This is a genomic window from Haloferax sulfurifontis ATCC BAA-897 (assembly GCF_000337835.1).
Classification (GTDB): domain Archaea; phylum Halobacteriota; class Halobacteria; order Halobacteriales; family Haloferacaceae; genus Haloferax; species Haloferax denitrificans.
This window is the reverse complement of record NZ_AOLM01000024.1, coordinates 23,796-49,996: the sequence shown is the minus strand read 5'-3', so window position 1 is coordinate 49,996 and position 26,201 is coordinate 23,796. Positions and strand designations below refer to the sequence as shown.

Sequence of the window (26,201 nt, the reverse complement as noted above, 5' to 3'; positions counted from 1 at the left end):
CTCAGAGGTCGAGCGGTCCGGCCTTCAGGTACTCGCGCATCACGGCCGTCGCGTACGAGCCGTGGGGGAGCGCGAAGTCGAAGACGAGGTCGTCGCCAGCGCCGTCGGCGTCGTCGGCGTCGCCGCTCTCGCGGTCCACGTCGAGGTCGGTGCGGACGAGAATCGCCCGGCGCGTCCCGGTCGACCGGAAGTTGCCGGGGAGGTCGAAGTCGCCCGGTTCGAGGTCGAGGTCGTCGAGGACGGCCCGCTCGATGTCGCCCTGTTCGCCCTCGGCGAGTTCGGTGTCCGTGCCGACGAGCGGGGCCGTGACGAACGCGCGGCCGCGCTCGATGTGGCGGCTCATGACGTCGACCCGGCGGCCCGTCGCGGTCTGAAGCCGGCTCACGTCGGGGAGTTCCAGTCCCTCGGGCGCGTCGCGGTCGGCGAAGCAGACCACGTCGCCCTCGACGGGTTCGTCGAACGGGAGACCGCGGTCGAGGCGCTCCGAGAGCATCCGGTTGAACGCGTAGGACTGCGCGGCGTTGACGAACAGCCGCTGGAGGTTCGACGGGACCGATTCGAGCGCGTTGCGCCAGTCCTCGTCGGTCTCCGCGCCGTCCTCGGCGAGTCGGTGGAGCATCCCTCGCTCGTAGCCGAGATAGCCCGGAATCGCGTCGAGCGCGCGGTGCCAGTCGGGGTCGGCCGACGCGGCTTCCTCGTCGACGACGGCGCGGCCCTCCTGTGTCTCCTCGGGTTCGTCCTCGGTCGGGCCGCCGCAGTACGCCAACACGGCCTCGCGCCACTCGCCGCGGACGACGTGGAGGCCGACTTTGTGCGTGATGGGGCGGATACTGCCGAACCGCTGGTGGCCGAAGAAGTTCGGGACGCCGACGCGGCCCTCGCGGCCGCCGAAGTCGGCGAGGGCGTCGGTGACGGCCGCGGCGTTGTCGGGGTTCTCGGGGTCGCGGACGCGGATGCGGAAGCCGTTGCCCGCGAGGTCGCCGAAGTCGAGCGTGCGGCCGAGGCGACCGACCACCTCGATGTCGGCGTTCGGAATCTCGGGCACGTCGGCGGCGTCGCCGCCGTTGACGGTGAAAAGCTGGGTCGTCACGGCGTGTTTGTCCTTCGTGCCGGCCCACGAGACGCGCTCTCTGCTCGCGTCGAGTTCGTCAGAGAGCCGACCCGCGAAGTCGTTGGTGTCCCAGCCGCGGAGGGTGACGCGGAGCACGAGGTTCGGGAAGTCGCCGGTCGGCGCGTCCGGCGGGCGGACGTTCAGCGAGTCGAGTTCGAGTTCGCGCACGCGGAAGTCCTCGGGGGCGACGCGAAGGCGGCCGCCGACGCCGTCGGCGTCGCTCACGTAGCTGTCGATGCCGACCGCGCGCTCAAGCGGGTGTGCCTCGCGCATCAGTACAGCGAGAGGTCGCCGGTCACGCGGTCGATTTCGTCGTCGTCGGCGGGGCCGACGGCGAGCGCCGTCACCGTGCCGGGGTCGAGTTGCGTGTGTCCCGCGTCGCGGATGATGGCGTGGGGGATGCCCGCCCGCTCGGCCTTGTCGGCGAGTTTGAACAGTTCGGACTCGCCGTTGGCCTTGAGGACGACCTTCTTCTGTCCGCCGCCCTTCCAGCGCTTCCGGGTCTGCGAGTCGGTGTCCTCGTAGGCGGACAGCGAGGCGTGGGCGACCTGCGCGGCGAGCTTTCCCCGGCCCATGCCGAGGTCGGCGCGTGCGACGATGGCCTGTTTCATGCCCGCTACTCCCCGCCGACGCGGTAAATGTCCTCCCATCGCGGGCGTCGCGCCGGCGGGCAGAAGGCATTTCCCCGACATCTCCGTGGTTCGACCGATGGCAGGTCCCCGAACCCCCCTCCGCAAGCCGCGCGAGTACTTCGCGTCGCGGCCGCGACCGCTCGACGCCGGGCGGGCGCTCGCCGTCGTCGCGCTCGTGACGCTCGTCGTCGCGGCCGCCACCGGGAGCATCCTCGTCACGTTCACCCAACAGCTCGACCAGCGGGTCAGCGTCGACAACCCGGACCACGCCCCCGACTGGATGTGCGAAAACTACGAAGAGGGCGGCCCGTTCGCCGACATGGACGCGCCCGCGGGCTGTGACCCGTCGGTGCCCGAACAGCTCGACGAGCGCCTCGGCGACCTCGTCTGGCAGGAAATCTCGTGGGTGCCGTGGGCGATGCTCGTCGGCGTGCCGCTGTTCTGGCTGTTCGAGGCGGCGATGCTCCACCTCGGAACGTCGCTCGTCGGCGGCGAGGGCGACTTCACCGAGACGCTGACGGTCGCCGCGTGGGGAATGGTCCCAAGCGCGGCCCGCGCCCTCGCGCTCGCCGGCTACCTCGCCTACGCCCTCCCGCGAATCGACCTCCCGTCGACGCCCGACGCCGCGGTCGCCGCGATGCAGTCGGCGCTCTCCGGATTCGGCCTCGTCAGCGGGGCCGTCGTGGTCGTCACGGTCGCGTGGGCGACGTACGTCCGGACCTACGGGATGGCCCGCGCCCGCGACCTCGACGTCGGGTCGGCCGCGGTCGTCACCGTCGGCCTGAGCCTCGTCGGCCTCCTGTTCGAACTCCCCTGAGCCGCGCCGAGAAGGTGGATTTACTTGTCCGCGACGCGCTCCCTTCGAGTATGATACTCTCCGACTCGGACATCCTCTCCCGCCTCGCCGAGGGTGACCTCGTGGTCGACCCGATAGACGACGTGGACATGCAGGTCCAGCCCGCGAGCGTCGACCTCCGTCTCGGCACCGAATTCCTGGAGTTCCAGCGCACGAACATCTCCTGTATCCACCCGAACCGCGAGAGCGAGGTCTCCGAGTACGTCCGCGAGACGCACGTCCCGGAGGGCGACGACTTCATCCTCCACCCCGGCGACTTCGTCCTCGGCACGACCAAAGAGCGCGTGGAGATTCCCGCCGACCTGCTGGCGACCGTCGAGGGCCGGTCGTCGCTCGGCCGCCTCGCGGTCGTCATCCACGCCACCGCCGGCATCGTCGACCCCGGCTACGAGGGCCAAATCACGCTCGAACTGTCGAACCTCGGCACCGCGCCGGTCGCGCTCACGCCCGGCATGCGCATCTCACAGCTCGTGTTCACGGAGATGAAGTCGCCCGCCGACCGCCCCTACGGGGTCGAACGCGGCTCGAAGTATCAGGGCCAGCGCGGGCCGCAGGCGTCACGGCTCAGCTCCGACCCCGAGTTCGGTGGCGACGAATGAAGTTCATCGAGGAAATCGTCGTGGACGCGTTCCTCCCGACGTTCCGCGCGCTCCTCGCGGAGGACCTCCGCGACCGCGGGTTCACCCAGTCGGAGGTCGCAGAGGCGCTCGGCATCAGCCAGAGCGCCGTCTCGAAGTACGCCCACGGCGAGGTCGCCACGAACGAGCGGGTCGCAGACGACCCTCGCGTCGTCGACCTCGTCTCCCGCGTCGGCGACGGCCTCGCCACCGGCGACATGACGCCCGTGCAGGCGCTCGTCGAGGCCGAGGTCCTCATCCGCCAACTCGAAGAGGGCGACTTGCTTTCGGACCTCCACGAAGAGGGGATGCCCGAACTCGCCTCCCACGACGGCTTCCGGAGCATCCACGACCCCGAGGGCCGGCTCCGAACCGTCGAGCAGGTCCGCTCGTCGGTCCGCCGCGGCCTCCGCATGCTCACGAACACCTCCGGCTTCGCGGGGCTCATCCCGAACGTCGGCTCCAACCTCGTGGAGTCGCTCCCTGACGCCGACAGCGTCGACGACGTGGCCGCCATCCCCGGCCGCATCTTCGACGTGAAGGGGCAGGCGACCGTCCCCGGCGAACCCGAGTTCGGCGTCAGCGGCCACGTCGCGGGCGTCCTGCTTTCGGCCCGCGCCGCCGGTGCCGACGTGAACGCCGCGCTCAACATCGTCTACGACGCGGGCGTCATCGAGGACCTCGAAGCCGCGGGCTACGAGTGCATCGAGTTCGACCCCGACGCGCCGACCGACCCGGTCCGCGAACTCCTCGCCGGCCGAGACCTCCCGGAGACGTTCGTCGTCTACCAGAGCGGCGGCTACGGCATCGAACCCATCACGTACATCCTCGGCCCCGACGCGCCCGCCGTCGCCGACGTGGTCCGCGTCCTGCTCTGAGGCTCCCGTTTCATGACTGCCGAACAGTCCCGTTCCCGTTCCCGCCCTCGTTCCGGCTCTCGCTCGCCGTCGTCTGTCGCCCAGTCGTTCTACACCCGCTGGGCGACGCTGTACGACGCGCTCGCCCGCCGCGCGCCCGGCGTCGGAAGCGTCAGAACCGAAGCCGCCGACGCGCTCGCGCTCTCTCCGGGCGAGACGGTCGTCGAGATGGGATGCGGAACGGGCGCGAACCTCCCGTATCTCGCCGAGCGCGTCGGTCCCGCGGGGACCGTCGTCGGCGTCGATTTCTCTCCGGGTGTCCTCGACGTGGCCCGCGAGCGGACCCGCGAGTACCCGAACGTCCACCTCGTCCGCGCCGACGCGACCCGACCGCCGGTCCGACCGAACGACGCCGCCGGCGTCCCCGACGCCCCGGACGCCGTCCTCGCCACGTTCGTCTCGGGGATGTTCGACGACCCCGGGGCCGCGGTCTCGTCGTGGGCCGACCTCGTCGGGCCGGGCGGTCGGCTCTGTCTCGTCGACCTCGCGGAGACGACCGACCCGCGCTGGCGACCGCTCAATCCGGCGTTTCGGGCGCTCGTCCGCGTCACCGCGCCGCCGGGGTCGCGCACGATGCGCGCGTCGCCGACGAAGATGCTGAACCGGCGGCTCGTCGCGGCCCACCGGGCGCTCGAATCGCGGTGTCGGGTGACTCACGAGACGACCCACGCGCTCGGCTTCGCTCGGGTTCGTGCGGGCGCGGTGGAGTAGCAATCGCCGTCGTGCGGTCCGACCGGCCGACAGAAGCGATATGTCGCCCCGCTGTCGACGGGTGGTATGGCCTCGTTCCTCGCGGAGCTTCTCGGCGCGCCCTTCAACGCGTTTCACCTCTTGTTCTTGGGGCTCGTCGGCTACTGGGTGTCTCTCGACGCCGCCGAGCGAGGGAGCAACGCGAGTCTCCTGTGGGCGCTCGGCTGTGTCGTCTTCGAACCGCTCGTCGTCGGGTATCTGCTCTACCGGAGCCGTATCGGCGGGCGGACTGAGCCCGCGGGCGTTCAGGAGCGGCTCGTCGGCAGTTTCGTTATCGGTCACTTCGTCGCGGCGCGGCTCTGGTTCGCATTGCGACTCCTCGACGTAATCGCGTCGGTGGCGTACCCACCGGTCGTCGAGTTGCAGTACTATCTCGCGTTGCTCGCCGTCGGTGTCGTCCCCGGCTTTCTGCTCGTGTGGAACCGTGGGTGGGCGCGACTCAGGCGAACGCTCGGCTGGGTTCACGAGCAGGAACGCGAGGGAATCTAGTAACGGAAAACGGGTCGGGAGCGACCCAGAACGAGTGTCAGAGGCGTCGGGGGAGCCGACAATCGGACCGTCGGGAGACGGTCAGTCGTCGGCCGGAGCGGGACCGGAGATGCTCACCTCGGGCGCGTCGCGGCCGAGTTCGTCGAGACAGGACTGCGCCGCCTGTCGCCCGGACAGCAACATCGCGCCGAACGTCGGGCCCATCCGCGGCAGGTGGTGGGCGGTGGCGACGGCCATGCCGGAGGCGACGACGCCGGGGTGGACGACGCCCGTCGCGTCCACGATGCTGTCTTCGCTCTCTGCGACCCACATCGAGTCGTGGCCGGGGGAGTCGTGGCCGGGCGCGCCGTACTCGCCGTCGGCGGTCTTGTCCATGCCCGTGTTGTGTTCCTTGGCGTGTTCGATGCCGTCGACGTCGAGGACGCCGCGCTCGGAGAGCTTCGAGAGGACGACGGCGTCGTGGCCGGTCGCGTCGAGGACGAGGTCGGACTCGACCGCGATGGGGTCGACGCAGGTGAGTTCGCGCGGGAGCGCGTGGACCGGCGTCCAGTTCATGACGATGCCGCCGACGCGGTCACCCTCGCGGAGGACGACGTCGGTGAACTCCGTCATGTTCTGGATCTTCGCGCCGGCGTCGCAGGCGGCCTTGATGAGCGCGGAACAGGCGTGCGGGCCGTCGGCGACGTACAGCCCCTCGGCCTCGTCGCTCTCCTCGTAGGGGACGCCGAGTTCGTCGAGGACGCGCTGGGCCGGGTCGCGGACGGTCACCTTGTTCATGAGGAAGCCGCCCAGCCAGAAGCCGCCGCCGAGGTAGTTGTTCTTCTCCACGATGGTCACCTCGACGCCGCGCTCGGCGAGTTCCTTGGCCGCGACGAGCCCGGAGGGGCCGCCGCCGACGACGATGACCTCGGTGTCGGTGCGCTCGCGGAACTCCTCCATCCACGAGTCCGAGATCGCGCGCGTGACCTGTGCTTCTGTCGCGTCGGTGAATCCGTCGAACGACATACTACCTAGTGATACAACCTAGTAGTAAAATCTGGTGGTCGCGGTCGCGGCGACCTAGATATATCACGTTCTATTGTGTATGTTACTGTCATGGCGTACGTAGTCAAGATGCCCAAGCTTGGGTTAGAGATGAAGTCCGGCGAGCTCTCGGCGTGGCTCGTCTCGGAGGGCGACGAGGTCACCGAGGGCGAGCCAATCGCCGAAATCGAGTCGGAGAAGACGACCGCGGAGATTGACGCCAAGGAAGACGGCGTTCTGCGGCGCGTCGTGCTCGCCGAGGGCGAGTCGACAGCGCCCGGCGGCGCGCTGGCCATCGTCGCCGGGGCGGACGAGGACATCTCCGGGTTGGAGGCGGACGCGGGCGTCGGTGCGGGCGGCGACGAACCCGCCGCGACCGACGACTCCGCGGCGGACTCGGGCGCGGCCGAGGCGACCGAGACGGCGGCGGCGACGGGGGACGCCTCGTCGGTCACGAAGCAACGCCCGAGCGGGTCGGATGGCCCGTCGGGGAACGGCGAGGTCCGCGCGTCGCCGCGCGCGAAGCGACTCGCGGACGACCTCGGGGTCGACCTCACGACCGTCGAGGGCTCCGGGCCGCAGGGCGCAATCACCGAAAGCGACGTGGAAGCCGCGGCGGACTCGGGCGCGGCCGCCGAGGCCGACGACTCCGGGGCGGCCGCCGACACGGCGGACAAGCGCGTGTTCGCTCCGCCGAGCGCCCGCCGCCTCGCCCGCGAACTCGGCGTCGACATCGGGGCCGTCGAGGGGACGGGACAGAACGGTCGCATCACCGAGTCCGACGTGCGGGCGGCGGGCGGCGCGAGCGCGGCGGCAACCGACTCCGCGGCGGCCGCCGGGGCCGAGGCGACCGCCGCGAGCGAACCGGTCGAGACCGAACGCCCGCTGTCGGGGATGCGCCGCACCATCGCCGACCGCCTCGGCGAGAGCTACCGCGAGGCGGTCCACGTCACGGTCGACCGCCGCGCCGACGCGGAGGAACTGCTCGCCGCGGCGAACGCCGCCGACGACGCCCTCGGCGTGGACGTGTCGATAACGGACGTCCTACTCCTCGCGCTCTCGGCGTCGCTCGACGAACACCCCGAGTTCAACGCGACCTTCGAAGACGGCGTCCACAGGCTCCACGGGGAACACAACGTCTGCATCGCGGTCGATATCGACGAGGGACTCATCGCGCCGGTCGTCCGCGACGTCGCCTCGCTGTCGCTCGCCGAACTCGCCGAGACCCGCGCCGAGGTCACCCAGCGGGCGCTGTCGGGCGACTTCACGATGGACGACCTCTCGGGTGGCACGTTCACCGTCTCGAACCTCGGCGTCCTCGGCGTCGAGTCGTTCGACCCGGTCATCAACCCGCCGCAGGTCGCCATCCTCGGCGTCAACACGATTCGCCGGGAGGCCGTGCCGACCGACGACGGCGACGTGGCCGTCCGCCGGGTCATCTCCTTTTCGCTGTCGTTCGACCACCGCATCGTCGACGGGGCGGACGCCGCCCGCATGCTCGGCACGCTCGTCGAACACGTCGAGAACCCGTGGTCGCTCGTCATCGCCGCCGGCGGACGGTGAAAAAATCGCAGGTCGAACAACCGCAAGTCGAACCGGTCGGGCGGGCCGAACCGACTCGGCCCCGCCGTCTCACCCGAGCCTGAAGCGCCCGTCGTCGGCCGCCCGTTCGAGGACCGCCTCGACGTCGACCAGTCGCGGGCCGTCGCTCACCGGGCGGAGGCGGACGGTCCCGTTTCGCACCTCGTGTTCCCGCTCGCCGTCGACGCTTATCACCCCGCGGTCGACCTCGAACGCGTAGTCCTCGCCGTCGTCGAGGACGCGATGTTCGACCACGTCGACCGTCGAGAGGCGTCCGGGGACGGTAATCGCTCTGACCGCCGTCGCCGGGCCGGTCGCCGCGTCCGCCGCATCCGGCGCGTCTGTCCCGTCACCCCCGTCACGGGCCAGTCGGAAGCCGACGCCGCCGGGTTCGTCCGGTCTGTGCGTGACGAGACCGCCGGCGATGCCCGACAGTCCGATTTCCGCGGGCGACGACCGCGAGACGACGCCGCCGACGATGTCGCTCGGGTCGAGAATCGCCCGCGTGCCGACGAAGGGGCGGTCGAGGACGCCGACGGTGGCGAGGCCGCGGATGACCGTCGTCTCCTCGGACCGGACGACGTCGACCTCGACGGTCCCGTGGCGCGTCGTCGCCGCCGCCGCGGAGACGGCCCCGCTTCCGACGAGCGCGGCGGCCGCGCCCGCGACGGTGCCGTCGATGGGCGTCGGGACGACGTTGTTCGTCCCCGTCGAGATGCTCACGACCGGCACGTCGCCGATGGTCTGGGCCACGTCCCGCGTCGTGCCGTCGCCGCCGAGGACGACGACGGCGTCGGCGTGGTCCGCGAAGTGGGCCGCGGCCGCTCGGCTGTCCCGTCCCGACGCGGTGACCGTCATCTCCACGAACTCGACGCTGACACCGTCGGGCGCGTCGTCGACGATGCGGTCGGCGAGGCCCGTGCTGTCGGGCATGACCAGCACCTCCACGTCGTCGACGAGCGTCAGCCCGGCGAGGACACAGCCCGCGGTGCGGCGTTTCGCGTAGTTGTTACTGACGCTCGCGCCGCCGGTGAGCCGGCGGATGTCGCGGCCGGCGGCGGGGTTGACGACGAGCCCGATAGTGGTCGTCACTTACACGATGCGGTTGATTGCGGCTTCCACGTCGGAGCCGTGTGGGAGCACCTCCGCTTCGAGCGCGGGGCTGAAGGGGATGTGGACGTCGGCGACGCCGACCCGCTGGATGGGCGCGTCGAGGCTGTAGAACGCGTTCTCCATGACGCGCGTCGCCACCTCGGCGTGGGTCCCGTACGACAGCGGGCTCTCGTCGGCGATGACGAGGCGGCCGGTCTTCTTGACGCTCTCGACCAGCGTCTCGGTGTCCATCGGGTACAGCGACCGGAGGTCGACGACCTCGACGCTCGTCTGTCCCGCGAGTTCCTCGGCGAGTTCGAGCGACTCGCCGACCATGCGCTGGGTGGCGACGACGGTCACGTCCTCGCCCTCGCGCTCGACGCTCGCGGTGCCGATTGGGATGGTGAAGTCGTCGTCGAGCGGTACCTCGCCCTTCTGTTCGTATATCTGCTTGTTCTCGAAGACGATGACCGGGTCGTCCGACCGGATGGCCGACTTCAGGAGCCCCTTGGCGGACGCGGGGGTCGCGGGCGCGACGGCCATCACGCCGGGGAAGTGGGCGAACCACGTGTGAATCGTCCCGGAGTGCTGGCTGGCCGCGCCGCTCCCGCCGCCCTCTGTCGTTCGGACGGTGACGGGCATCTCCGTCTTGCCGCCGAACATGTAGCGGTTCTTCGCCATCTGGTTGATTATCTGCTCGGAGCAGACGCCGATGAAGTCCGAGAACATGATTTCGACGACCGGCCGCGTCCCGGTCGCCGCCGCGCCGACCGCCGCGCCCATGAAGCCGGCCTCGCTGATGGGCGTGTCGCGGACGCGCTCCTCGCCGAACTGCTCGACGAGGTCGCCCGTGACCTCGTAGACGCCGCCGAACGCGCCGACGTCCTCGCCCATGACGAACACGTCGTCGTCGCGTTCGAGCTCCTCGCGGAGGGCGAGTCGAATCGCCTCCCGGATGGTCATCTCCTCCGTCCGGTCCGGGCCGGTCCCGCTACCGGTCTCGGTGCTCATCGGTCCTCACCTCCGTCGGCCCGCATGCCGCTGGAGAAGTCGCTAATCTCCGGGACGGCCGCGTTGAACATGTCCTCGTACGCCTCGCTGGGGTCCGGGTACGCCGCGTCTTTCGCCTTCCCGACGGCGTCTTCGATCTGCTGGTCGATTTCGGCTTTCATCTCGTCGAACTCGTCTTCGGTTATCGTCCCCGCCTCTACGAGCCGTCGCTTGAACGTCTCGATGGCGTCGCGGTCCTTCCAGATCGCCACGTCCTCTTCGGTCCGGTACGGCTGTTGGTCGCCCTCGAAGTGGCCGTGGTACCGATACGTCTCGGCCTCGATGAACGTCGGCCCCTCGCCGTCGGCGGCCCGCTTGCGCGCCTCCTTGACGGCCTCGTAGACGGCGGTGATGTCCATCCCGTCGACGGTGAAGCCGGGGATGTTGTACGCCTCCGCGGTCTCGCTGAGGTTCTGGACGTTGTGCTGTTTCTCGACGGGCGTCGCCTCGCCGTACTGGTTGTTTTCGACGAGGAACACCGCAGGGAGGTTCCACGTCGCCGCGAGGTTGATGGCCTCGTGGACCTGTCCCTGTGCGACCGCGCCGTCGCCGAAGAACGCCAGCGCGACGGTGTCTTCGCCTTTCAGGTGCGACGTGAGCGCGGCACCCGTCGCCAGCGGTGGCCCCGCGCCGACGATGCCGTTCGCTCCGAGCATCCCCGCGTCGACGTCCGCGATGTGCATCGACCCGCCTTTGCCGTTACAGTAGCCGTTGGCCTTACCGTACAGTTCGGCCATCATCAGGTCCGGGTCGAGTCCCTTCGCGATACAGTGGCCGTGACCCCTGTGTGTGCTCGTGATGTAGTCGTCCGATTCGAGGGCCGAACACGCGCCGACCCCGACCGCTTCCTCACCGACGTAGAGGTGGACGAACCCGGGGAGTTCGCCGTCGCTGAATAGGTCGGCCGCCTTCGTGTCGAACGCCCGAATCGTGAGCATCCGGCGAAGCGCCTCGCGCTGTCCATCCTCCGTCTCGATGTCTAGTACCACCATGCGACGTACCAACAATTGCCATAATCTATGATGACTTTTACTCAACGTGACAGTTCTCGATTCAGTCTCGCGAATCTAACTGTGTAATCGAGTAGCATGGACGTGGCCCGTTTGTGATGGAAATCACACATGTAGCGGCGACCGCGCGATGGCGACCCCGTTCGACGCCCGGTTACACCGATGTCGCCTCCCAACTTTTGGTGCTCACGTCCCAACGGACGGGCATGCAAGTACTCCAGGTCGTGGTCGCATGAACATGCTCTACGAGGGCGAGTGGCGAACCGACAAGTTCGTCGCCAACAACGAAGACGGCGAGTTCGAGCGCCAGACGACCGAATTCCGCAACTGGGTCGGCGAGGACGAGCGGTTCCCGGTCGAGGCCGGCCGGTATCACCTCTACATCTGCCGCGCGTGCCCGTGGGCCCACCGCACCGCGATGACGCGCGCGCTGAAGGGCCTCGAAGACGCGGTTTCGCTGTCGCTCGTCGAACCCGTCCGCATCGACGACGGCTGGGAGTTCTCCGAGGACCTCCCGGACCCGCTGTACGGCGAGGAGTTCCTCCGCGATATCTACCTCCGCGCCGACGACGAGTTCACCGGGCGCGTCACCGTGCCCGTGCTGTGGGACAAACAGCGCGAGACCATCGTCAACAACGAGTCCCGCGAGATAATGCGGATGCTCGACGAGGCGTTCGCCCCCCTCGCCGACAACGACGTGGACCTCAACCCCGACGGCTACGAAGAGGAGGTCGACCGCCTCATCGACGAGATTTACGAGCCGGTCAACAACGGCGTCTACCGCGCCGGGTTCGCAACCACCCAAGAAGCCTACGAGGAGGCCGTCGAGGAGCTGTTCGACGCGCTGGACCACTGGGACGAGGTGCTCGACGACCAGCGGTTCCTCGCGGGCGACGTGCTCACCGAGGCGGACGTCGCGATGTTCGCGACGCTCATCCGCTTCGACCACGTCTACCACACGCACTTCAAGTGCAACAAGAGGGCTATCCACGAGTACGATAACCTCTGGAACTACACGAAGGAGTTCTACCAACTCCCCGGCATCGAGAAGACGGTCAACATGGACCACATCGTCCGGCACTACTTCGTCAGCCACGGCGACATCAACCCCAAGCGCATCTACGGCGTCGGCCCCGACCTCGACTTCGAGGCAGAACACGACCGCGACCGCCTCCCCGCGGACCTCCCCGCGGCGCTGACGGCCGACGACTGAGCCGTCTCCGCTCGGTTTTCGCGCTCGTCTCCGCCCCGTCCCCGTTCTCGTCGCCTCCCGCGACACCCTATTCCCGCTTGAAGCGCTATCACTTCACATGGCAAGCCGCGCGCCCCGCGCGCTCCGGCGGGTCGAACCGCCGCCGCGGGCGGTCGACTGGTCCATCTTCGCGCTCGTCGTCTTCGAGACGCTCTCGGGCGTGTTGAGCCTCGGGGCCGGCCACCCGGCCAACGGCCTCCTGTTCGTCGTCCACGGCGTCGCCGGACTCTCGCTCGTCGTTCTCGTCGGGTTCAAGCTCCACCGCGTCCGCCGCCGCGTGCTCGACTCGCGGCTCCGCGACCGTCACACCGCGCTCTCGGTGCTCCTTGCCGTCGTCGCGCTCGCGGCCCTCGGCACCGGCGTCGCGTGGGTGCTCGGCGTCGAGGTCCGAATCGCCTTCTGGACGCTTCTCAACGTCCACATCGGCCTCGGCCTGCTCGTGGTCCCGATTCTGTTCGTCCACCTCCGGGCGCGCTTCCGCCCGCCCCGCGCGGTCGATTTCGCGGCGCGCCGCCGGGCGCTCCAGTACGGCGCGATACTCGTCTTCGGCGCGGCGACCTACCGGGCGACCGAGACGGTTGGGTCGCTCCGCGGCGTCGGCCGCCGGTTCACCGGGTCGCGGCCGCTCCCGCCCGGCGGGGGAAACGACGCCTTTCCGGTGACGAGTTGGGTCGCCGACGACCCCGACCCGATAGACGCCGACTCGTGGTCGCTTTCGGTCACGGGGTTGGTCGACCGCCCGCTCGAACTCCACCGGAGCGACCTCGCGCCCGACGAGACGCGGTCGGTCCTCTTGGACTGCACGAGCGGCTGGTACACCGAGCAGAACTGGACCGGCGTGAGACTCGGCGACGCGCTCGATTCCGCGGGTGTTCACTCGTCGGCGCGGTGGGTGACGGTCCGGTCGGTGACGGGCTTTCGGTGGTCGTTTCCAATCGCGGAGGCCCGCGAGATGCTGTTGGCGACGCGCGTCGGCGGCGACCCGCTCTCGCACGGCCACGGCGCGCCGCTCCGACTGGTCGCGCCGAACCGCCGCGGCTTCCAGTGGGTCAAGTGGGTCGATTCGGTCGAGGTCCGTCGGCGACGCGACCCGGCGCAGTGGTTCGCGGTGCTGGTAAGCGGGTTCAGCTAGCGGCGCTCACCACGGGAGAATCCACAGTATGTCGACGAGGCGGTCTAAAATCGACTGTTCGCGCTCGTCGTCGGTCCTATCGTCGGTCGACGCCTCGTCGGCGTCCGGGCTGTCCGGAGCGCGCGTCGCTGGAGGGCATACTCGCCCCATACTCGTCAGCGTACGAATACCTTCTGTGACCCCGTGCGCCGCATCGAGACCCGATGACGAGCGACGAGCGGCACGGTTCGGTCGGTGACGGAGGTTCGCAGACCGGTTCCCATCGCGGTCGCCGGAACGCCGCGGATTCTGTGTGTTCGACCGTCAGGCGTGCGCGGAGGCCTCTGTCGCCGCGTCGCGGGTCGCGGCGCGCCCACCGTGAGACCGCCACGCGACGAGGCCGGCACCGAAAAGCAGGAGGCCGCCGGCGACGAGCAAGAACGGTTCCGCGCCGAGGACGAGTCGCGTCGTCCCGTCGAACGTCTGGACCGTGGTGTAGAGTCCCGGCTCCCGGACGTAGTGGGACACGGCCACGAGCGAATAGCCGACTTCGACACCGCCGACCGCGACTGGGAGGGCCGCGGCGTACTTCCATCGGAGTGCGGCCAGCGCCCCGACGACGCCGACGCCCCCGAGCCGCGCCAGCAGGTACTCCTCGTGGTTGAGCCGACCGCCCCACCCCGTCGTTATCGTCCCGTCGTATCCGGGTTCGACGTGGAGCAGTTCCTGATGGATTCCGGCGACGACGGCTCCGAATCCGACGACAGCCATCACGACTGCGAGGGTTCGCTGACGGTCCATATCGTCACGACTCGTGTCTCTCAGAAATAGCTTTGCGACCGGTCGGGCCTCGCCCGTTTCTCACTCGTCGCCCGTTTCTCACTCGTCGCTTCCGCTCCGAATCGCCCGCTCGGCCGCTTCGAGCGCCTCCGCCGCGTCGAACTCGGCGACGATTGCCTCCAGTTCCTCGCGCGTCGCGCCGGCGTCCCGCAGGTCGCGGGCGTGAGCCGCGATATTCGGCACCGCGCGCACGATGTTGTCCACGATGGGGACCGTGGCGACCTGCGCCGACCGCGACATCGGGTTGAGGTCGACGACGATTTCGACTTTGTCCATCGCGCCGAGCGCCTCGGCGCGGTCGCCGTCCTCCAGCGGGACGACGACCACGTCGGCGCTCCCGATGCCGTCGGCGTCGACCTTCGCGCGCTCGTGGTCGATGCCCGGGATCCGCCCGTCGGCGGTGAGTCCCTTTACCTCGTTCGCGCCGTGGTCGCGCAGGTGGTCCGCGATGGCCCGCATGCGCTCGTCGGTGCGGTTGAACAGGTTCACCTCGATGTCGGCGTCGACGGCCGCGGCGAGGTCGACGATTTCGCCGGGACAGAGCGCCGCGACGTTCCCGTTGACCGAGATGACCGGCTGGTCCGCGAGCAGGAGGTGCGCCGCGGCCGTCCGCGCCGCCTCGTCCGCGCTCGGAATCGTCCGCTCGCCGAGCAGGTAGTCGAACGCCTCGCCGCGCCCCTGCGCGATGAGTCCCTGCCGGCTCGTGATACCCTTCTCGACGCCCTCCTCGATGCGGTGGCGGGTGAGAAGCGACTGGTATCTCGGGTGGCTCTCGGGAATCTCGATGTCGCTCATTGGTGGTGGGTCGTCGCCGCGACAGTAACACGTTTTCTCATCGGGACGGCTGGCGGTCCAACACTCTGCGGCGGGTCTGCGAGGCTCTCGTGGCCGTCAGTCGCTCCGAAGCGTCGCGCCGGCAGGGTGGACGCGACACCGCTCCGGGTCGTAGCCGGCGTCCGACAGTCCCGACCCCACCGCGAACACCGTCTCGCCGAGCATCGCCATCGAACCGTCGCCGCCGGCCGCGCGCACGTCGTCGATGGCGGCCTCGACCCGGTCGGTCAGCAAGCCGGCGTCGCGGGCGAACAGCCGCGATTCCGCGACGAAGCGGTCGAGCGTCGGTTCGGCGCGGAGCGCTTCGAGGGCCGTCTCGCCGGCGGCGGTGAGCGCGGCCGTGTCCCCGGACAGCACGTCGGCCGTCGAGAGTCCGCCGAAGGCGACGTACTCGATTTCGGGGCGCGCGGGGATGCCGTCCATCCGGCCGTAGTCCGGCGCGCCCGGTTCGACCCGGACGGGCATCCCGCCGCGGGCCTGCGCGACCACGTCGCCGAGGCCGGTCCCCGCGCGGACCTCGGCGACGTGGGCGAGGGTGACGAGCTCGTTCTCCGACCGGCCACACCCGAAGACGGCGTTCGCCGCGAGCGCCGTCCCGAGCGCCATCGCGCCCGAGACGCCGAAGCCCGCGCCCAGCGGGAGGTCGCTTTCGGCGTCGACGGCGGCGGTCACACCGAGCGCTCGAAGCACGTCCGCGACGGGCGGCATCTCGACCGCCTCGCCGTCGAGGCTGACGGTGGTCTCCTGCGCCGGTTCGACCGTCACGGTGACGCCGTGGGAGAGCGTCAGTCCCGCGCCGCGAGAGCCGGCGACCGCCGGGTCGTCGGCGGGGTGGGCGCTGAAAAACCCCGTCACGTGGCCGGGCACGAACGCCGTCGCGTCGTCGCTCATCGGTGTCTCTACGACGGGGGTCGGTTAACGGTGTTGCGTTTCGTCGCGTCCGAGTCGTACCCGCCTCGTTCGCGGTTCGCGCTCAATCGCGGTCGAACTCCGTCTCCCGCTTTGTCTCGCTCGCGTCGCCCTCACGCCGGCGCGCCGTGGCTGACTCCCGAGCGTCAGCGACCGTCTCCGTCTCCAACAGTCGCTCGACTTTCGACTCGAACTCCTCCTCCGAGAGCTCGCCGGTCGCGTAGCGCCGCCGGAGCGTTTCGAGCGCGTCTTCGGTCTCGGTCGTCATCGACTCGTCCGCGTCGTCGCCGCGGCGGGACTCGTAGATGCGCACGAGGGCTATCGCGGCGGGGAGCACGCCCGCGAAGCCGACCGGGAAGACGACCCAGAACCACCACTCTCCGAGTGCGAGCAGGCCGAACCCGACCAGAAAGATGAGCGCCACGACGACGCCGGCGACCAACTGTTCGAGCGCCGAGTCCTCGTCGTCGCCGGCGTCGTCGATGGCGTCGTCGACGATTCGCTTCGAGTCGGTCATCGGTCTCCCCCGCGACGACGGTCGTGCATGGTGCTCTAACGCGTCCGGGAGATAACGACTGTTTCGCAAAAAAGACGGCGCGTCGGTGGTTCGCCGTCGCCTAGGGCGACAGGCGCTGACGGTCTCGCGGGAACTCACTCGCAACGCTTCGCGTTGCTCCCTGTCCCCGCTCGTCAGGTGCGTCTCTACGGAGAGAGACGCTGACGGTCTCGCGGGAACACCGTCGGACTCACGTCGTTCGTCCGACGAGCACCCACTCGCAGAAACGCCTTCGTCTACGGACTCAGGCGTTGTCTGTCTCGTGGGAACAGAACCGCTTCCCGGATGTTCTCCAGTCCGAGCATCGTCATGATGAGCCGCTCGCCGCCGAGCCCGAACCCTGCGTGCGGGGGCATGCCGTACTTGAACATCTTCGTGTAGTACTCGAACGCGTCGGGGTCGAGACCCTGCTGTTCGAAGCCGGCGACGAGGTGGTCGAAGCGGTGTTCACGCTGGCCGCCCGAGACGAGCTCCATGTTCGGGTGCATCATGTCGAAGCCCGTCGAGAGCGTCTCGTCGTCGTCGTGGTCCTTGATGTAGAACGGCTTGATCTCGCTGGGCCAGTCGGTGATGAAGTAGTGCTCGCCGACGTCCTCGCCGAGCGCCTTCTCGCCCTCGGTCGGGAGGTCGTCGCCCCAGACGAGCTGTTCGTCGAGCTTGCCGGTCGCGTTGATGCGCTGGATGGCCTCCTCGTAGGTGAGCCGCGGGAACTCGCCGGACGGCGCTTCGAACTCCTCTTCGAGACCGAGCGCTTCGAGCTCGTCCTGACAGCTCTCCTCGACGGCCTCGTAGGCGGCCGTGACGACGGCCTCGCACACGTCCATCGCCTCGGTGTGGTCGATGAACGCCGACTCGAAGTCGATGGAGGTCGCCTCGTTGAGGTGGCGGGGCGTGTTGTGCTCTTCGGCGCGGAAGATGGGGCCGACCTCGAAGACGCGTTCGAGTCCGGAGCCGACCATCAGCTGTTTGAACAGCTGGGGCGACTGGTTCATGAACGCCTCCTTGCCGAAGTAGGTGATGGGGAAGAGTTCGGTGCCGCCTTCGGTCCCCGTGGCGACGATTTTCGGCGTGTTGATTTCGGTCGCGCGGAGGTCGCGGAACTGCTCGCGGACGGCGCGCTGGACCTCGGCGCGAATCTCGAAGATGGCCTTGACCTCGTCCTTGCGGAGGTCGAGCGTGCGGTTGTCGAGGCGCGTCGAGAGCTCGGCGTCGACCTTTCCGGAGGGGTCGAGGGGAAGCTGTGCCTCGGCCTCGGCGATGACGTCGAGGCTCTCGGGCGTGACCTCGACGCCCGTCGGCGCGCGCGGCTCTTCGGCGACCTCACCGGTGACGGAGATGACGCTCTCGCGGTGGACGCCGAGACCCGTCTCGACGAGGTCGTCGTCCATCTCGTCTTTCTCGAACTTGACCTGGATCTTGCCGGAGGTGTCCCGGAGAATCAGAAACGCGATGCCGCCGAGGTCACGGATTTCGTGGACCCAGCCGGCGACGGTGACCGTGTCACCGGGCTCGGCGTCGGCCGTGTACGTTCGGTTTCGCATACGACGTGGTTCCCGACCGTTCGTCTTAAACATCGTGTCTTCGCCTCGCTCGGAGGCGTTCGACCGTCCACTCTCTCGCCCGCTGAGTCGAACGCGAGACACGACTTCTCGTGGCAGTCGGTCCCGCGGTACTTAGTCCGCGGCGCGCGTCGCCCCGGTATGGCTCCCGACTCATCCGACGCGCCGGCGGACGAACCGCGCACCGACGACGATGCTGACACCGACGCCGACGCGCCCTCGGAGTCCGACCCGGCACCGAACGCCGCTCGCGCCGCCGACCTCGACTGGTCCGAAAGCGGGCGCGGGGACCGCTTCGCGTTCCGCCGGAAGCGACTCGCTGACCGCGCCGGCGGCCGCGACCTCGGCTGTTCGCTCTACGAAGTCCCGCCCGACAAGCGGCCGTGGCCGACGCACTACCACGAGGGCAACGAGGAGGCGCTGTACGTGCTCTCGGGGTCGGGAACGCTCCTGACGCGCGAGGGCGCGGCCGACCTCGACCTCGAACCGGACACCTACGTCGCGCTCCCCGCGGGGGCCGACTACGTCAGGCAAATCGAGAACGACGGCGACGAACCGCTCCGGTACCTCGCGCTCTCGACGATGAACCACCCCGACGTGACCGTCTACCCCGACTCCGACAAAGTCGGGGTGTTCTGCGGCGCGCCGCCGGGCGGTGACAAGGTCGCCCGAACGCTCCACGGCTACTTCCCGCGAGACGCCGAAGTCGGCTACTGGGACGGCGAACCGACCGACGAGGAGTGAACCGGCCGCGCGCCGGGTCACGGCGACGGCTCCGGCGCTGAGATTTATATACGAACCCGCGACCATCTCGCCTCGGACATGGACGTTTCAGACCTCGAAGCCGCGTTCGCACTCCCGCTCGCCGAAGACACCTCGGTCGACACGGCCGTCATCGGCGTCCTCTCGACGCTCGCGTCGCTCGCCACGCCGCTGGCGAGCATCTTGCTCGCGGGCTACGCCGTCCGCCTCGTTCGCGCCGGCGACCGCGAGGCGGCCGCGCTCCCCTCGTTCGACGACCTCGCCGGCATGGTCGCAGACGGCGCTCGCCTCTCGGCCGCGCTCGTCGCGCTCCAACTCCCCGCGGTCGGCCTCGCGACCGCCGCCCTTCCGGGTTCCGGGCCGTCGCTCGCGACGCTCTCGTACGCGACCAACCCGTCGATGCTCGGGCTCCTCGGCCTCACCCCGCTCGACACCGCCACGCTCGCCGCGGCCGGTCTCGCTTCGCTGGCGGGTTCGTATCTCTCGCTTGCGGCGACGGTCGCCCTCGCCCGCGAGGGGTCGCTCGCCGCGGCGATTCCGGCCACGCGCGACCTCGCGTTCGACCGCTCGTTCGTTCGCGTCGCCTCGGCCGTCGCGCTCGTCGTCTTCGCCGCCAACCTGTTCGTCGCCCTCTGCGCCGCGGTGCCGGTCGCCGGAACTCCCCTCGCCGCGACCGCGTCGTTCCTCTTTCTCATCGTGTCGGCGACGCTCCTCGGTCGCGGCGCGCGGGATGCGCCGTCGCTCGGTGCCGACGCGACTCGGGAGTCGCACGCCGACGGCGTGAACGCGGAGTCGGTGGAGTCGACGGAGTCAGCGGAGTCGGTGCCGTCGGCGTAGAAACAGAAACCGCGCCCGTGGGGATTACTCGGCGACGAGTTCGGCCGTCGCGTCCTTCGCACCCTCGACCGTCTCGCGGACCGCGTCGACGCCCTCGTCGTGCAGGAGGTTGCCGACGACGATCGCGTCGGCGTGCTGGCCCATCTCGTAGGCCGACTCGTAGTCGTGGATGCCGCCGCCGTAGAACAGCGTCGCGTCGTCGAGCGCGTCGTGGGCCGCGCCGACCTTCTCGGGGTCGCCGTAGGTGCCCGAGTACTCGACGTAGATGATTTTCTGGCCGAACATCTTCTCGGCGACGCGGGCGAACGAGGCCACGTCATCGGCGGACTGGTCGGTGTCGGCGTCGGTGTACTCGGCGACCGACGACTCGGGGTTCAACACGATGTACGCCTCGGTGTGGGTGCGGTCCCAGTCGAGGCCGTCTTCGATGCGGACCCACTCCTTGTGCGCGCCGGTGATCCAAAACGAGTCGCTCGCGTTGAACACCGTCGGGATGAGGTAGCCGTCCAGCGCGTCGTCGTCGATGACGACGCCGGGGTTCGACGGCTCCTGATAGATGGGCACGTCGTACTTCGAGGTCGCCTCGATGACGCGCTCCATCTTCTCTTCTGTGATGTCGAGCGTGCCGCCGATTTCGAGGGCGTCGGTGCCCGTCTCACACACGTCTTCGAACGTCTCGCCGTCGACGAGGTCCTTGTCAGGGTCGATTTTGGTGATATGATCCCAGTCTTCCCACGGATAGCTCATTGGTCGCTCTATGCTTGAGGTGGCGTAAAAAGCGTGCGGATGAATTGGACGTACATACGGCCAAGGGTGAATTTTAACCTACCTGTCACCAAATGCGGTGTACGATGGACGCTGTCGCGGCGACTGAGTACGTCGAACGCCGAGCGATGGCCCTGTCCGCAGAGGAGTTCGAGCTACTCTGCGAGTCGGTGCTCTCAGAGTCGCTTCCCCCGGCGCGGTTCTCGGTCACCGCGTTCCGTCAGGACGGCGGTATCGACATCGATGGACGCATCAGAAACTCGCTTTTGGACGTTTCGCTCGGCGTTCAGGCGAAGCAGTACGACCCACGCAACACGGTCGGTTCGCCCGCAATACAGCGATTTCAGGGTGCACTGGCCGATACGGGATGCGACACCGGGACGGTCGTCACGACGAGTTCGTTTACCACACCAGCCGCCGAAAGCGCCGAACGAGCGGGGATACACTTGGTGGACGGCCCCGAGCTGTTCGAGTCGATGGTCGACCTTCGCGTCGGCGTTCGCCGGCAGAGTACTCGGTTCGAACCCGACGAAGAGTTCTGGAACCTGTTCGGGGAGGCCGACGAGACGGGTCCGATTCCGTCGAAACGAATCCCACTCGCCAATTCGTTCGAAACCCTCGACACGGTTCTCTCGTCCATCGGTGACTCCCGCGGCGAGAAAGACGATATCGTCGAGTCCGCGGGCGTGTCGCCCCGTCACGCGGACCTGTACGCGATTGCGGGCTGGATTCTCGGGTTCGTTCATCAAGAGTGGCCCGACGAGGGCACCCACAGACAGCGCCGCTGGTCGCTCACCCGAAGCGGCGCTCGATACGTCGCCTATCGAACGGCGGAACTCGCTGATGAGGCCGAATCCCTCCTTCTCGGCGGGATTCGAAACGCGGAGATAATCGAGCGAATCGTAGATTCGCTCGTGGAATCGGGGTCGTTCGGACACGGCGAGCTCGTTGACTTCATCGCGTCCGAGTCGGAGCTATCTCGGAGTAGTGCGAAGCGCCGGGGGAGTTCGGTCGGCGTTTGGCTCGCTCGGCTCCCCGAGGTTTCGGTCGAAAATGGCCGGGGAAAACGATACGTCTGGAACGGGAATTAATCGGCCGCAGTCTGCCACTTCCGAACTGTATCGGCCCCCACGCCTTCGACTTTCGCGGCGACGTCGTCGGGTTCGGACGCCTTCAGCGTTTTCACGTCCTCGATGCCGGCGTCTTTCAGCTTCTCGGCGGTCTTCGCGCCGATACCGCTGATGCTCTCCAACTCGGAGCCGCCCTCGCCGTTCTGCTGGGCCTGGTACTCGCGGTAGTTGCAGATGGGACAGCCGAGTTCCCACGGCTCGCGGTCGCCCTCGTAGGTGATGCGGAGCTCCGGGAGGTCGTGTTCCTCGCAGGACTCGTCTGTCACCTCGATGTCGCCGCGGCGGGGCAACGGGAGGGAGTAGTCGCAGTCGGGATAGCGGGTACAGCCGACGAGCCGGGAGCCCGACCGGAGGCGCTTGATAGCTAGCTCTCCTCCTTCCTCCGCACCACACTCGGGACACGACCCGATGACGAGGTCGTCTTCCTCGTCGGCCTCCTCGGCCTTACAGAGCGGACAGCCGTGGACGAACGTCTTGCGGCCGGCGAGCATCTTGATGTGGTGGAGGTCGTGGTCCTCGCAGGAGTCCTCCATGATGAGCGGCTTGCCCGTGGAGGGAAGCGGCAGGGTGTAGGTGCAGTCGGGGTAGGAGTCACAGCCGATGAAGTACGAGCCGCGGCGGCTCTTTCTGACGACGAGATCGCCGCCGCAGTCGGGGCAGCTGCCGACCGTCTTGTCGGCCTTCAGCGAGTCCTGGAGCTGTTTGCCGAGTTCCTCGCGGGACTCCATCAGCCCCTCGAACACGTCTCCGAGCATCTCTTTGGACTCCTCGGTCACGTCTTCGAGGGTGGCCTCGCCGCGGGCGATAGCCAGCATGTCGGATTCGAGTTGCGAGGTCATCTCCTCGCTGACGATGAGTTTCGCGAAGTCCTCGGAGGCCTCCACGACCGCCCGCGCGAGCCGGGTCGGCCGCGGCGGGTCGCTCTCGATGTAGCCGCGGTCGTAGAGCTTCTGAATCACGTCGTGGCGGGTCGCCTTCGTCCCGATGCCCATCTGTTCCATCGTCTCGATGAGCCGCGACTGGCCGTAGCGCCGCGGGGGCTGGGTCTGCTTGGCGTCGAGGTGCGTGTCGGACAGCACGAGCGACTCGCCTTCCTCGACGTCGGGCACGAACGACTCGGTGGAGTTGAAGTACGGGTAGACGTCGTGGTAGCCCGCTTCGAGCAGGCGCTTGCCGTTGGCCTTCAGCGAGAGCCCCTCGACCTCGGCGACGACGCGGAGGTGCTCCCAGACGGCGTCCTCGGCGACGGTGGCGAAGAAGCGCCGGACGACGAGTTCGTACACGTCCCACTCGTCGTCCGAGAGGTCGGACGCCGAGGGGAGTTCGCCGGTCGGGTGAATCGGCGGGTGGTCGGTCGTCTCGTTGTCGCCCTCGGTCGGCTCGATTTCCTCCTGTTCGAGGAGGGACTCGGCGTCCTCCTTGAACCGGCGGTCGCCCTCGAACGCGCCGAGCAGTTCGCGCGGGTCGAGGTCGTCGGGGTACACCGTGTTGTCGGTCCGCGGGTAGGTGATGTAGCCGGCCGTGTAGAGGTCCTCGGCGATGCTCATCGCCCGCTGGGCGGAGTAGCCGATAGAGCCGGCGGCGCGGATGAACTGCGTGGTGTTGAACGGCGCGGGCGGCGTGTCGGCCCGCGTGCGGCGATTGACCGACGAGACCTCGGCGGCCTCGACGCCGAGGAGCGTCTGGTAGGCCGACTCGGCGGACTCCTCGTCCCAGATGCGCTCGGCCTCGGTGCCGTCGTCGTCGAGGTAGAAGTACTGCGCCTCGAAGGACTCGGCGTCGCCGTCGGCGTCCTTCGTCAGCTTGGAGAACAGCTCCCAGTAGTCCTCGGGGTCGAACGCCTCGATTTCGCGCTCGCGGTCGACGATGAGCTTCAGCGTCGGCCCTTGCACGCGGCCGACCGAGATGAAGTCGTTGCCGAGTTGGCGGGCCGAAAGCGAGAGGAAGCGCGTGAGCGCCGCCCCCCAGACGAGGTCGATAATCTGTCGGGCCTCGCCGGCGGCGGCGAGGTCGAAGTCGAGGTCGTCGGGGTTCTCGAACGCCTCCGTCACCTCGCGGTTCGTGATGGAGGAAAACCGCACCCGGTCGACGGGCACGTCCTCGTTGACGTCGCGGACGAGTTCGTACGCCTCCTTGCCGATGAGTTCGCCCTCGCGGTCGTAGTCGGTCGCGATGGTGACCTTGCCCGCGCGGCGGGCGAGCCGGCGGAGCGCGGCGACGATGTTCTCCTGCGTTGGGTGTTTCTCGACGGGCGCGCCGATGAGTTCGACCGGCTCCACGTCGCGCCAGTCGTTGTACTCCGGCGGGAAGTCCACGCCGACGACGTGGCCCGACAGCCCGATACAGCGCTTGCCGCCCCACTTGTAGACGTTCACGCCGTTCATCCGCTCCGCGGAGGCGGTCTCGCCGCTCAGGATGTCGGCGATGCGCCTCGCGGCGTTGTCCTTCTCCGTGATGATGAGTTCCGGACCCCTGCTCATTGAGCGGCGATATGATGTGGGGTGTCCTAAACCTTTCGTGCCGAATTCGTGCAGTAGCGGCCCCGACGCGCGCGGATACGGGCGTGCGAGTGAGCGCCCTCGCGCGCGAAGGTGTGTGTCTGCCGACGCGTCCGCGACACGCCGCGTCTCCCGTGTGAATTCGCCGATTCGCTCTGCCGACTCGTCGCTGGGACCGACGACGACACCCGAGACGACTGCGACACCCGAACGTGCCCGCGACACCCGAACGTGCCCGCGACACCAGAACCGATAACCCCTTCGCGCCGAACCCCGAGACCGTGTCGGGTGATTCGCGAATCGACATGACCGAGGGGAAAATCGCCCCCAAACTGCTCTCGCTCTCGTGGCCGCTCGTCGCGGGGAACCTCCTTCAGACGCTGTACAACCTCGCGGACGTGTTCTGGGTCGGCCGCGTCGGCGCGGACGCCGTCGCCGCCGTCTCGCTCATGTTCCCGACGAGCTGGATGTTCGTCTCGACCGCGATGGGCATCACCGCCGCGACCATCGCCCTCGTCTCGCAACACGTCGGCGCGGGCGACGACCGCGAGGCCGACCGCGTCGTCGGCCAGACGGTGCTTCTCACCCTCGCCGTCTCGGTCGTCCTCGCCGTCGGCGGCTTCGCGCTCAGATATCCGCTTTTGGAACTCATCGGCGCGGAGGGTGCCGTGTTCACCGAGGCGCTCGCCTACATCGAGGTCGTCTTCCTCGCACTGCCGCTCACGTTCCTGTTTTTCGCGTTCCGGGCGGCGCTCCAGGGCGCGGGCGACACGAAGACCGCGATGTGGCTCATGGTCGCCTCCGCCGGCCTCAACGTCGTTCTCGACCCGATTCTCATCCTTGGCTGGGGCCCCATCGCGGGGATGGGAACCCGCGGCGCGGCGATTGCGACGCTCATCGCCCGACTGTTCGCCACGGCCGCCGGCGTCTACATCCTCCTGCGCGGCGACTGGGGCGTCAGGCTCCGACTCGCCGACCTCCGACCCGACCCCGAACGCCTCAGAAAGCTGGTCGATATCGGCTATCCCGCGACCCTCGACGGCTGGGCGCGGAGCTTTTCGGCGGTCGTGATGGCCGCGTTCGTCGCCCGGTTCGGGCCGACGCCGACCGCGGCCTACGGTATCGGCGTCCGCCTCATGTCCGTCTCGTGGACCGTCTCCGGCGCGGTCGGGCAGGCGACGGCGACCGGCGTCGGGCAGAACCTCGGCGCTCGGACACCCGACCGGGCCGCCTCGGTCACCTGGACCGCGATGGCGGGGACGATGGGACTGCTCTTTGCGGCCGCGGCGCTCGTCGTGGCCTTCCCGGCCGAGGCGATGCGCCTGTTTATCGGCGAACAGGCCGTCGTCGACGAGGGCGTGACGTTCCTCCGCATCGTCGCCCCGTCGTGGGCGTTCTTCGGTGGCGTGATGGTGATTCAGGGGGCGTTCCGCGGCGCGGGCGTCACGAAGGCCGCGATGGCGCTGTCGTTCCTCTCGCGGTGGATTTTCCGCGTGCCGGTCGCCCTCGCGGTCGCGTTCACGTGGACCGTCTCGGTGCCGGTCGTCGGCTCCGTCTCGGGGCTCGCGTGGGGCGTCGAAGGCCTCTGGTGGGCCTACGTTATCGGCGCTGTCGCCTCCTTCGCGGTCGCCGTCGCGTGGTTCCGACTCGGCACGTGGCGCGAGGGCGTCCTCGACCGCGGGGCGACGCCGTCGGCGGGCGACGATTAGCCTCGGCCGCCTTCGAGTACTCTCGACTCCCCTCGCGACGCCGACGGGTCGTAGCCACGGCCGTCGCCTTTTGGCAAGGTAGAATCATGTATGACCGGGTACAATAGAGACGCATGGCTCACACGCCTGAGTTACCGGACCGATACGTCTGCACCGACTGCCACGCGGTCTACGCCGGGTCGGTGAGGCACGAGGAAGGGATGTACCACTACAGCGCCCCCGACGAGTGCGCCGCCTGCGACTCGACGGAGTTCGTTCGGTTCGACCAGTACGTGAACCACGTGCTCGGCTGAGCGGCGCGACGAATCGAG

26 protein-coding genes are annotated in these 26,201 nt (G+C 68.8%); 13 read left to right on the top strand and 13 right to left on the bottom strand.

Going from position 1 to position 26,201, the window contains the following annotated elements:
• Window position 1 precedes the first annotated feature (1 nt).
• Entirely contained in the window at window positions 2-1,384 is a 1,383-nt protein-coding gene (gene truD / locus C441_RS14435; RefSeq protein WP_007275743.1) for a tRNA pseudouridine(13) synthase TruD, read from the bottom strand.
• Window positions 1,384-1,722: a peptidyl-tRNA hydrolase Pth2 gene (gene pth2, locus C441_RS14430; protein ID WP_007275742.1), complete on the bottom strand. Its 339-nt coding sequence runs from the start codon at window positions 1,720-1,722 to the stop codon at window positions 1,384-1,386. Before pth2 ends, truD begins: the two co-directional genes overlap by 1 nt.
• Window positions 1,723-1,819: 97 nt before the next feature.
• On the opposite strand from pth2, the gene C441_RS14425 reads away from it, so the two are divergent.
• The 5 genes from C441_RS14425 to C441_RS14405 all read left to right on the top strand — a co-directional run bounded on the left by C441_RS14425 (window position 1,820) and on the right by C441_RS14405 (window position 5,372).
• A complete protein-coding gene (locus tag C441_RS14425; RefSeq protein WP_007275741.1) occupies window positions 1,820-2,560 on the top strand; it encodes a Yip1 family protein in 741 nt (246 codons plus the stop codon).
• 50 nt (window positions 2,561-2,610) lie between these two features.
• The gene (gene dcd / locus C441_RS14420) at window positions 2,611-3,198 is read left to right on the top strand and encodes a dCTP deaminase (RefSeq protein ID WP_004065038.1); all 588 of its coding nucleotides are present in this window, start codon (window positions 2,611-2,613) and stop codon (window positions 3,196-3,198) included.
• Window positions 3,195-4,094, top strand: a complete 900-nt coding sequence (locus tag C441_RS14415) for a thiamine-phosphate synthase family protein (RefSeq protein ID WP_007275740.1) — start codon at window positions 3,195-3,197, stop codon at window positions 4,092-4,094. Before dcd ends, C441_RS14415 begins: the two co-directional genes overlap by 4 nt.
• A 12-nt stretch (window positions 4,095-4,106) precedes the next feature.
• Window positions 4,107-4,844, top strand: a complete 738-nt coding sequence (locus C441_RS14410) for a class I SAM-dependent methyltransferase (RefSeq protein WP_007275739.1) — start codon at window positions 4,107-4,109, stop codon at window positions 4,842-4,844.
• 66 nt (window positions 4,845-4,910) lie between these two features.
• Window positions 4,911-5,372 carry a hypothetical protein gene (locus C441_RS14405; protein WP_007275738.1) on the top strand — a complete coding sequence of 154 codons (462 nt, stop codon included), beginning with the start codon at window positions 4,911-4,913 and terminating at the stop codon, window positions 5,370-5,372.
• 81 nt (window positions 5,373-5,453) lie between these two features.
• Here C441_RS14405 and C441_RS14400 read toward each other — a convergent pair whose 3' ends face one another.
• Window positions 5,454-6,377 (bottom strand): sulfide-dependent adenosine diphosphate thiazole synthase, encoded by a 924-nt coding sequence (locus tag C441_RS14400; RefSeq protein ID WP_007275737.1) that lies wholly within the window; start codon window positions 6,375-6,377, stop codon window positions 5,454-5,456.
• Window positions 6,378-6,467: 90 nt separating this feature from the next.
• Here C441_RS14400 and C441_RS14395 point away from each other — a divergent pair, with 90 nt between their 5' ends.
• Window positions 6,468-7,958: a 2-oxo acid dehydrogenase subunit E2 gene (locus C441_RS14395; RefSeq protein WP_049920612.1), complete on the top strand. Its 1,491-nt coding sequence runs from the start codon at window positions 6,468-6,470 to the stop codon at window positions 7,956-7,958.
• Window positions 7,959-8,027: 69 nt separating this feature from the next.
• Here the strand turns inward: C441_RS14395 and C441_RS14390 are convergent, their stop codons facing one another.
• From C441_RS14390 to C441_RS14380, 3 genes are read right to left on the bottom strand one after another with little or no spacing between them, the layout of a single operon-like run.
• Entirely contained in the window at window positions 8,028-9,068 is a 1,041-nt protein-coding gene (locus tag C441_RS14390; protein ID WP_007275735.1) for an NAD(+)/NADH kinase, read from the bottom strand.
• Window positions 9,069-10,079 carry an alpha-ketoacid dehydrogenase subunit beta gene (locus tag C441_RS14385; protein ID WP_007275734.1) on the bottom strand — a complete coding sequence of 337 codons (1,011 nt, stop codon included), beginning with the start codon at window positions 10,077-10,079 and terminating at the stop codon, window positions 9,069-9,071.
• A complete protein-coding gene (locus C441_RS14380; protein ID WP_007275733.1) occupies window positions 10,076-11,110 on the bottom strand; it encodes a thiamine pyrophosphate-dependent dehydrogenase E1 component subunit alpha in 1,035 nt (344 codons plus the stop codon). The genes C441_RS14385 and C441_RS14380 overlap by 4 nt, the downstream gene beginning before the upstream one ends.
• A 250-nt stretch (window positions 11,111-11,360) precedes the next feature.
• Here C441_RS14380 and C441_RS14375 point away from each other — a divergent pair, with 250 nt between their 5' ends.
• Window positions 11,361-12,341, top strand: a complete 981-nt coding sequence (locus tag C441_RS14375) for a glutathione S-transferase family protein (protein ID WP_007275732.1) — start codon at window positions 11,361-11,363, stop codon at window positions 12,339-12,341.
• A 97-nt stretch (window positions 12,342-12,438) separates the two neighbouring features.
• Entirely contained in the window at window positions 12,439-13,512 is a 1,074-nt protein-coding gene (locus C441_RS14370) for a molybdopterin-dependent oxidoreductase (RefSeq protein WP_007275731.1), read from the top strand.
• Between the two features lie 303 nt (window positions 13,513-13,815).
• Here the strand turns inward: C441_RS14370 and C441_RS14365 are convergent, their stop codons facing one another.
• From C441_RS14365 to aspS, 5 genes are all read right to left on the bottom strand, one after another.
• Complete coding sequence (locus C441_RS14365) at window positions 13,816-14,292, bottom strand: hypothetical protein (RefSeq protein ID WP_049920611.1); 477 nt, start codon at window positions 14,290-14,292, stop codon at window positions 13,816-13,818.
• Window positions 14,293-14,370: 78 nt separating this feature from the next.
• Window positions 14,371-15,126: a 4-phosphopantoate--beta-alanine ligase gene (locus C441_RS14360; RefSeq protein WP_007275728.1), complete on the bottom strand. Its 756-nt coding sequence runs from the start codon at window positions 15,124-15,126 to the stop codon at window positions 14,371-14,373.
• Between the two features lie 96 nt (window positions 15,127-15,222).
• Window positions 15,223-16,056, bottom strand: a complete 834-nt coding sequence (locus C441_RS14355; RefSeq protein ID WP_007275727.1) for a pantoate kinase — start codon at window positions 16,054-16,056, stop codon at window positions 15,223-15,225.
• A gap of 82 nt (window positions 16,057-16,138) precedes the next feature.
• On the bottom strand, window positions 16,139-16,591 hold the full coding sequence (locus C441_RS14350; RefSeq protein WP_007275726.1) for an SHOCT domain-containing protein: 453 nt from the start codon (window positions 16,589-16,591) through the stop codon (window positions 16,139-16,141).
• Window positions 16,592-16,866: 275 nt separating this feature from the next.
• The gene (gene aspS / locus C441_RS14345; RefSeq protein WP_007275725.1) at window positions 16,867-18,171 is read right to left on the bottom strand and encodes an aspartate--tRNA(Asn) ligase; all 1,305 of its coding nucleotides are present in this window, start codon (window positions 18,169-18,171) and stop codon (window positions 16,867-16,869) included.
• Window positions 18,172-18,330: 159 nt separating this feature from the next.
• Here aspS and C441_RS14340 point away from each other — a divergent pair, with 159 nt between their 5' ends.
• Together C441_RS14340 and C441_RS14335 are read left to right on the top strand one after the other, a co-directional pair.
• A complete protein-coding gene (locus C441_RS14340; RefSeq protein ID WP_007275724.1) occupies window positions 18,331-18,933 on the top strand; it encodes a cupin domain-containing protein in 603 nt (200 codons plus the stop codon).
• A 78-nt stretch (window positions 18,934-19,011) separates the two neighbouring features.
• A complete protein-coding gene (locus C441_RS14335; protein ID WP_007275723.1) occupies window positions 19,012-19,788 on the top strand; it encodes a DUF4013 domain-containing protein in 777 nt (258 codons plus the stop codon).
• Between the two features lie 24 nt (window positions 19,789-19,812).
• On the opposite strand, the gene C441_RS14330 is transcribed toward C441_RS14335, so the two are convergent.
• Complete coding sequence (locus C441_RS14330) at window positions 19,813-20,535, bottom strand: phosphoglycerol geranylgeranyltransferase (RefSeq protein ID WP_007275722.1); 723 nt, start codon at window positions 20,533-20,535, stop codon at window positions 19,813-19,815.
• A 104-nt stretch (window positions 20,536-20,639) separates the two neighbouring features.
• On the opposite strand from C441_RS14330, the gene C441_RS14325 reads away from it, so the two are divergent.
• Window positions 20,640-21,644, top strand: coding sequence for a restriction endonuclease (locus tag C441_RS14325; RefSeq protein WP_007275721.1), 1,005 nt, complete (start codon window positions 20,640-20,642; stop codon window positions 21,642-21,644).
• Here C441_RS14325 and C441_RS14320 read toward each other — a convergent pair.
• The gene (locus C441_RS14320; RefSeq protein WP_007275720.1) at window positions 21,641-24,163 is read right to left on the bottom strand and encodes a DNA topoisomerase I; all 2,523 of its coding nucleotides are present in this window, start codon (window positions 24,161-24,163) and stop codon (window positions 21,641-21,643) included. The two genes, C441_RS14325 and C441_RS14320, sit on opposite strands and share 4 nt — an antisense overlap.
• A gap of 299 nt (window positions 24,164-24,462) precedes the next feature.
• Between C441_RS14320 and C441_RS14315 the strand changes: the two genes are divergently transcribed.
• Together C441_RS14315 and C441_RS14310 are read left to right on the top strand one after the other, a co-directional pair.
• Complete coding sequence (locus C441_RS14315) at window positions 24,463-25,890, top strand: MATE family efflux transporter (RefSeq protein ID WP_306452314.1); 1,428 nt, start codon at window positions 24,463-24,465, stop codon at window positions 25,888-25,890.
• 113 nt (window positions 25,891-26,003) lie between these two features.
• On the top strand, window positions 26,004-26,183 hold the full coding sequence (locus C441_RS14310) for a hypothetical protein (RefSeq protein WP_049920610.1): 180 nt from the start codon (window positions 26,004-26,006) through the stop codon (window positions 26,181-26,183).
• Window positions 26,184-26,201 lie beyond the last annotated feature (18 nt).

Excerpts from the sequence above, each read along its gene's own strand:
- truD (WP_007275743.1), bottom strand. The coding sequence starts at position 1,384 with ATGCGCGAGGCACACCCGCTTGAGCGCGCGGTCGGCATCGACAGCTAC.
- pth2 (WP_007275742.1), bottom strand. The coding sequence starts at position 1,722 with ATGAAACAGGCCATCGTCGCACGCGCCGACCTCGGCATGGGCCGGGGA.
- C441_RS14425 (WP_007275741.1), top strand. The coding sequence starts at position 1,820 with ATGGCAGGTCCCCGAACCCCCCTCCGCAAGCCGCGCGAGTACTTCGCG.
- dcd (WP_004065038.1), top strand. The coding sequence starts at position 2,611 with ATGATACTCTCCGACTCGGACATCCTCTCCCGCCTCGCCGAGGGTGAC.
- C441_RS14415 (WP_007275740.1), top strand. The coding sequence starts at position 3,195 with ATGAAGTTCATCGAGGAAATCGTCGTGGACGCGTTCCTCCCGACGTTC.
- C441_RS14410 (WP_007275739.1), top strand. The coding sequence starts at position 4,107 with ATGACTGCCGAACAGTCCCGTTCCCGTTCCCGCCCTCGTTCCGGCTCT.
- C441_RS14405 (WP_007275738.1), top strand. The coding sequence starts at position 4,911 with ATGGCCTCGTTCCTCGCGGAGCTTCTCGGCGCGCCCTTCAACGCGTTT.
- C441_RS14400 (WP_007275737.1), bottom strand. The coding sequence starts at position 6,377 with ATGTCGTTCGACGGATTCACCGACGCGACAGAAGCACAGGTCACGCGC.
- C441_RS14395 (WP_049920612.1), top strand. The coding sequence starts at position 6,468 with ATGGCGTACGTAGTCAAGATGCCCAAGCTTGGGTTAGAGATGAAGTCC.
- C441_RS14385 (WP_007275734.1), bottom strand. The coding sequence starts at position 10,079 with ATGAGCACCGAGACCGGTAGCGGGACCGGCCCGGACCGGACGGAGGAG.
- C441_RS14380 (WP_007275733.1), bottom strand. The coding sequence starts at position 11,110 with ATGGTGGTACTAGACATCGAGACGGAGGATGGACAGCGCGAGGCGCTT.
- C441_RS14375 (WP_007275732.1), top strand. The coding sequence starts at position 11,361 with ATGAACATGCTCTACGAGGGCGAGTGGCGAACCGACAAGTTCGTCGCC.
- C441_RS14370 (WP_007275731.1), top strand. The coding sequence starts at position 12,439 with ATGGCAAGCCGCGCGCCCCGCGCGCTCCGGCGGGTCGAACCGCCGCCG.
- C441_RS14365 (WP_049920611.1), bottom strand. The coding sequence starts at position 14,292 with ATGGACCGTCAGCGAACCCTCGCAGTCGTGATGGCTGTCGTCGGATTC.
- C441_RS14360 (WP_007275728.1), bottom strand. The coding sequence starts at position 15,126 with ATGAGCGACATCGAGATTCCCGAGAGCCACCCGAGATACCAGTCGCTT.
- C441_RS14355 (WP_007275727.1), bottom strand. The coding sequence starts at position 16,056 with ATGAGCGACGACGCGACGGCGTTCGTGCCCGGCCACGTGACGGGGTTT.
- C441_RS14350 (WP_007275726.1), bottom strand. The coding sequence starts at position 16,591 with ATGACCGACTCGAAGCGAATCGTCGACGACGCCATCGACGACGCCGGC.
- aspS (WP_007275725.1), bottom strand. The coding sequence starts at position 18,171 with ATGCGAAACCGAACGTACACGGCCGACGCCGAGCCCGGTGACACGGTC.
- C441_RS14340 (WP_007275724.1), top strand. The coding sequence starts at position 18,331 with ATGGCTCCCGACTCATCCGACGCGCCGGCGGACGAACCGCGCACCGAC.
- C441_RS14335 (WP_007275723.1), top strand. The coding sequence starts at position 19,012 with ATGGACGTTTCAGACCTCGAAGCCGCGTTCGCACTCCCGCTCGCCGAA.
- C441_RS14330 (WP_007275722.1), bottom strand. The coding sequence starts at position 20,535 with ATGAGCTATCCGTGGGAAGACTGGGATCATATCACCAAAATCGACCCT.
- C441_RS14325 (WP_007275721.1), top strand. The coding sequence starts at position 20,640 with ATGGACGCTGTCGCGGCGACTGAGTACGTCGAACGCCGAGCGATGGCC.
- C441_RS14320 (WP_007275720.1), bottom strand. The coding sequence starts at position 24,163 with ATGAGCAGGGGTCCGGAACTCATCATCACGGAGAAGGACAACGCCGCG.
- C441_RS14310 (WP_049920610.1), top strand. The coding sequence starts at position 26,004 with ATGGCTCACACGCCTGAGTTACCGGACCGATACGTCTGCACCGACTGC.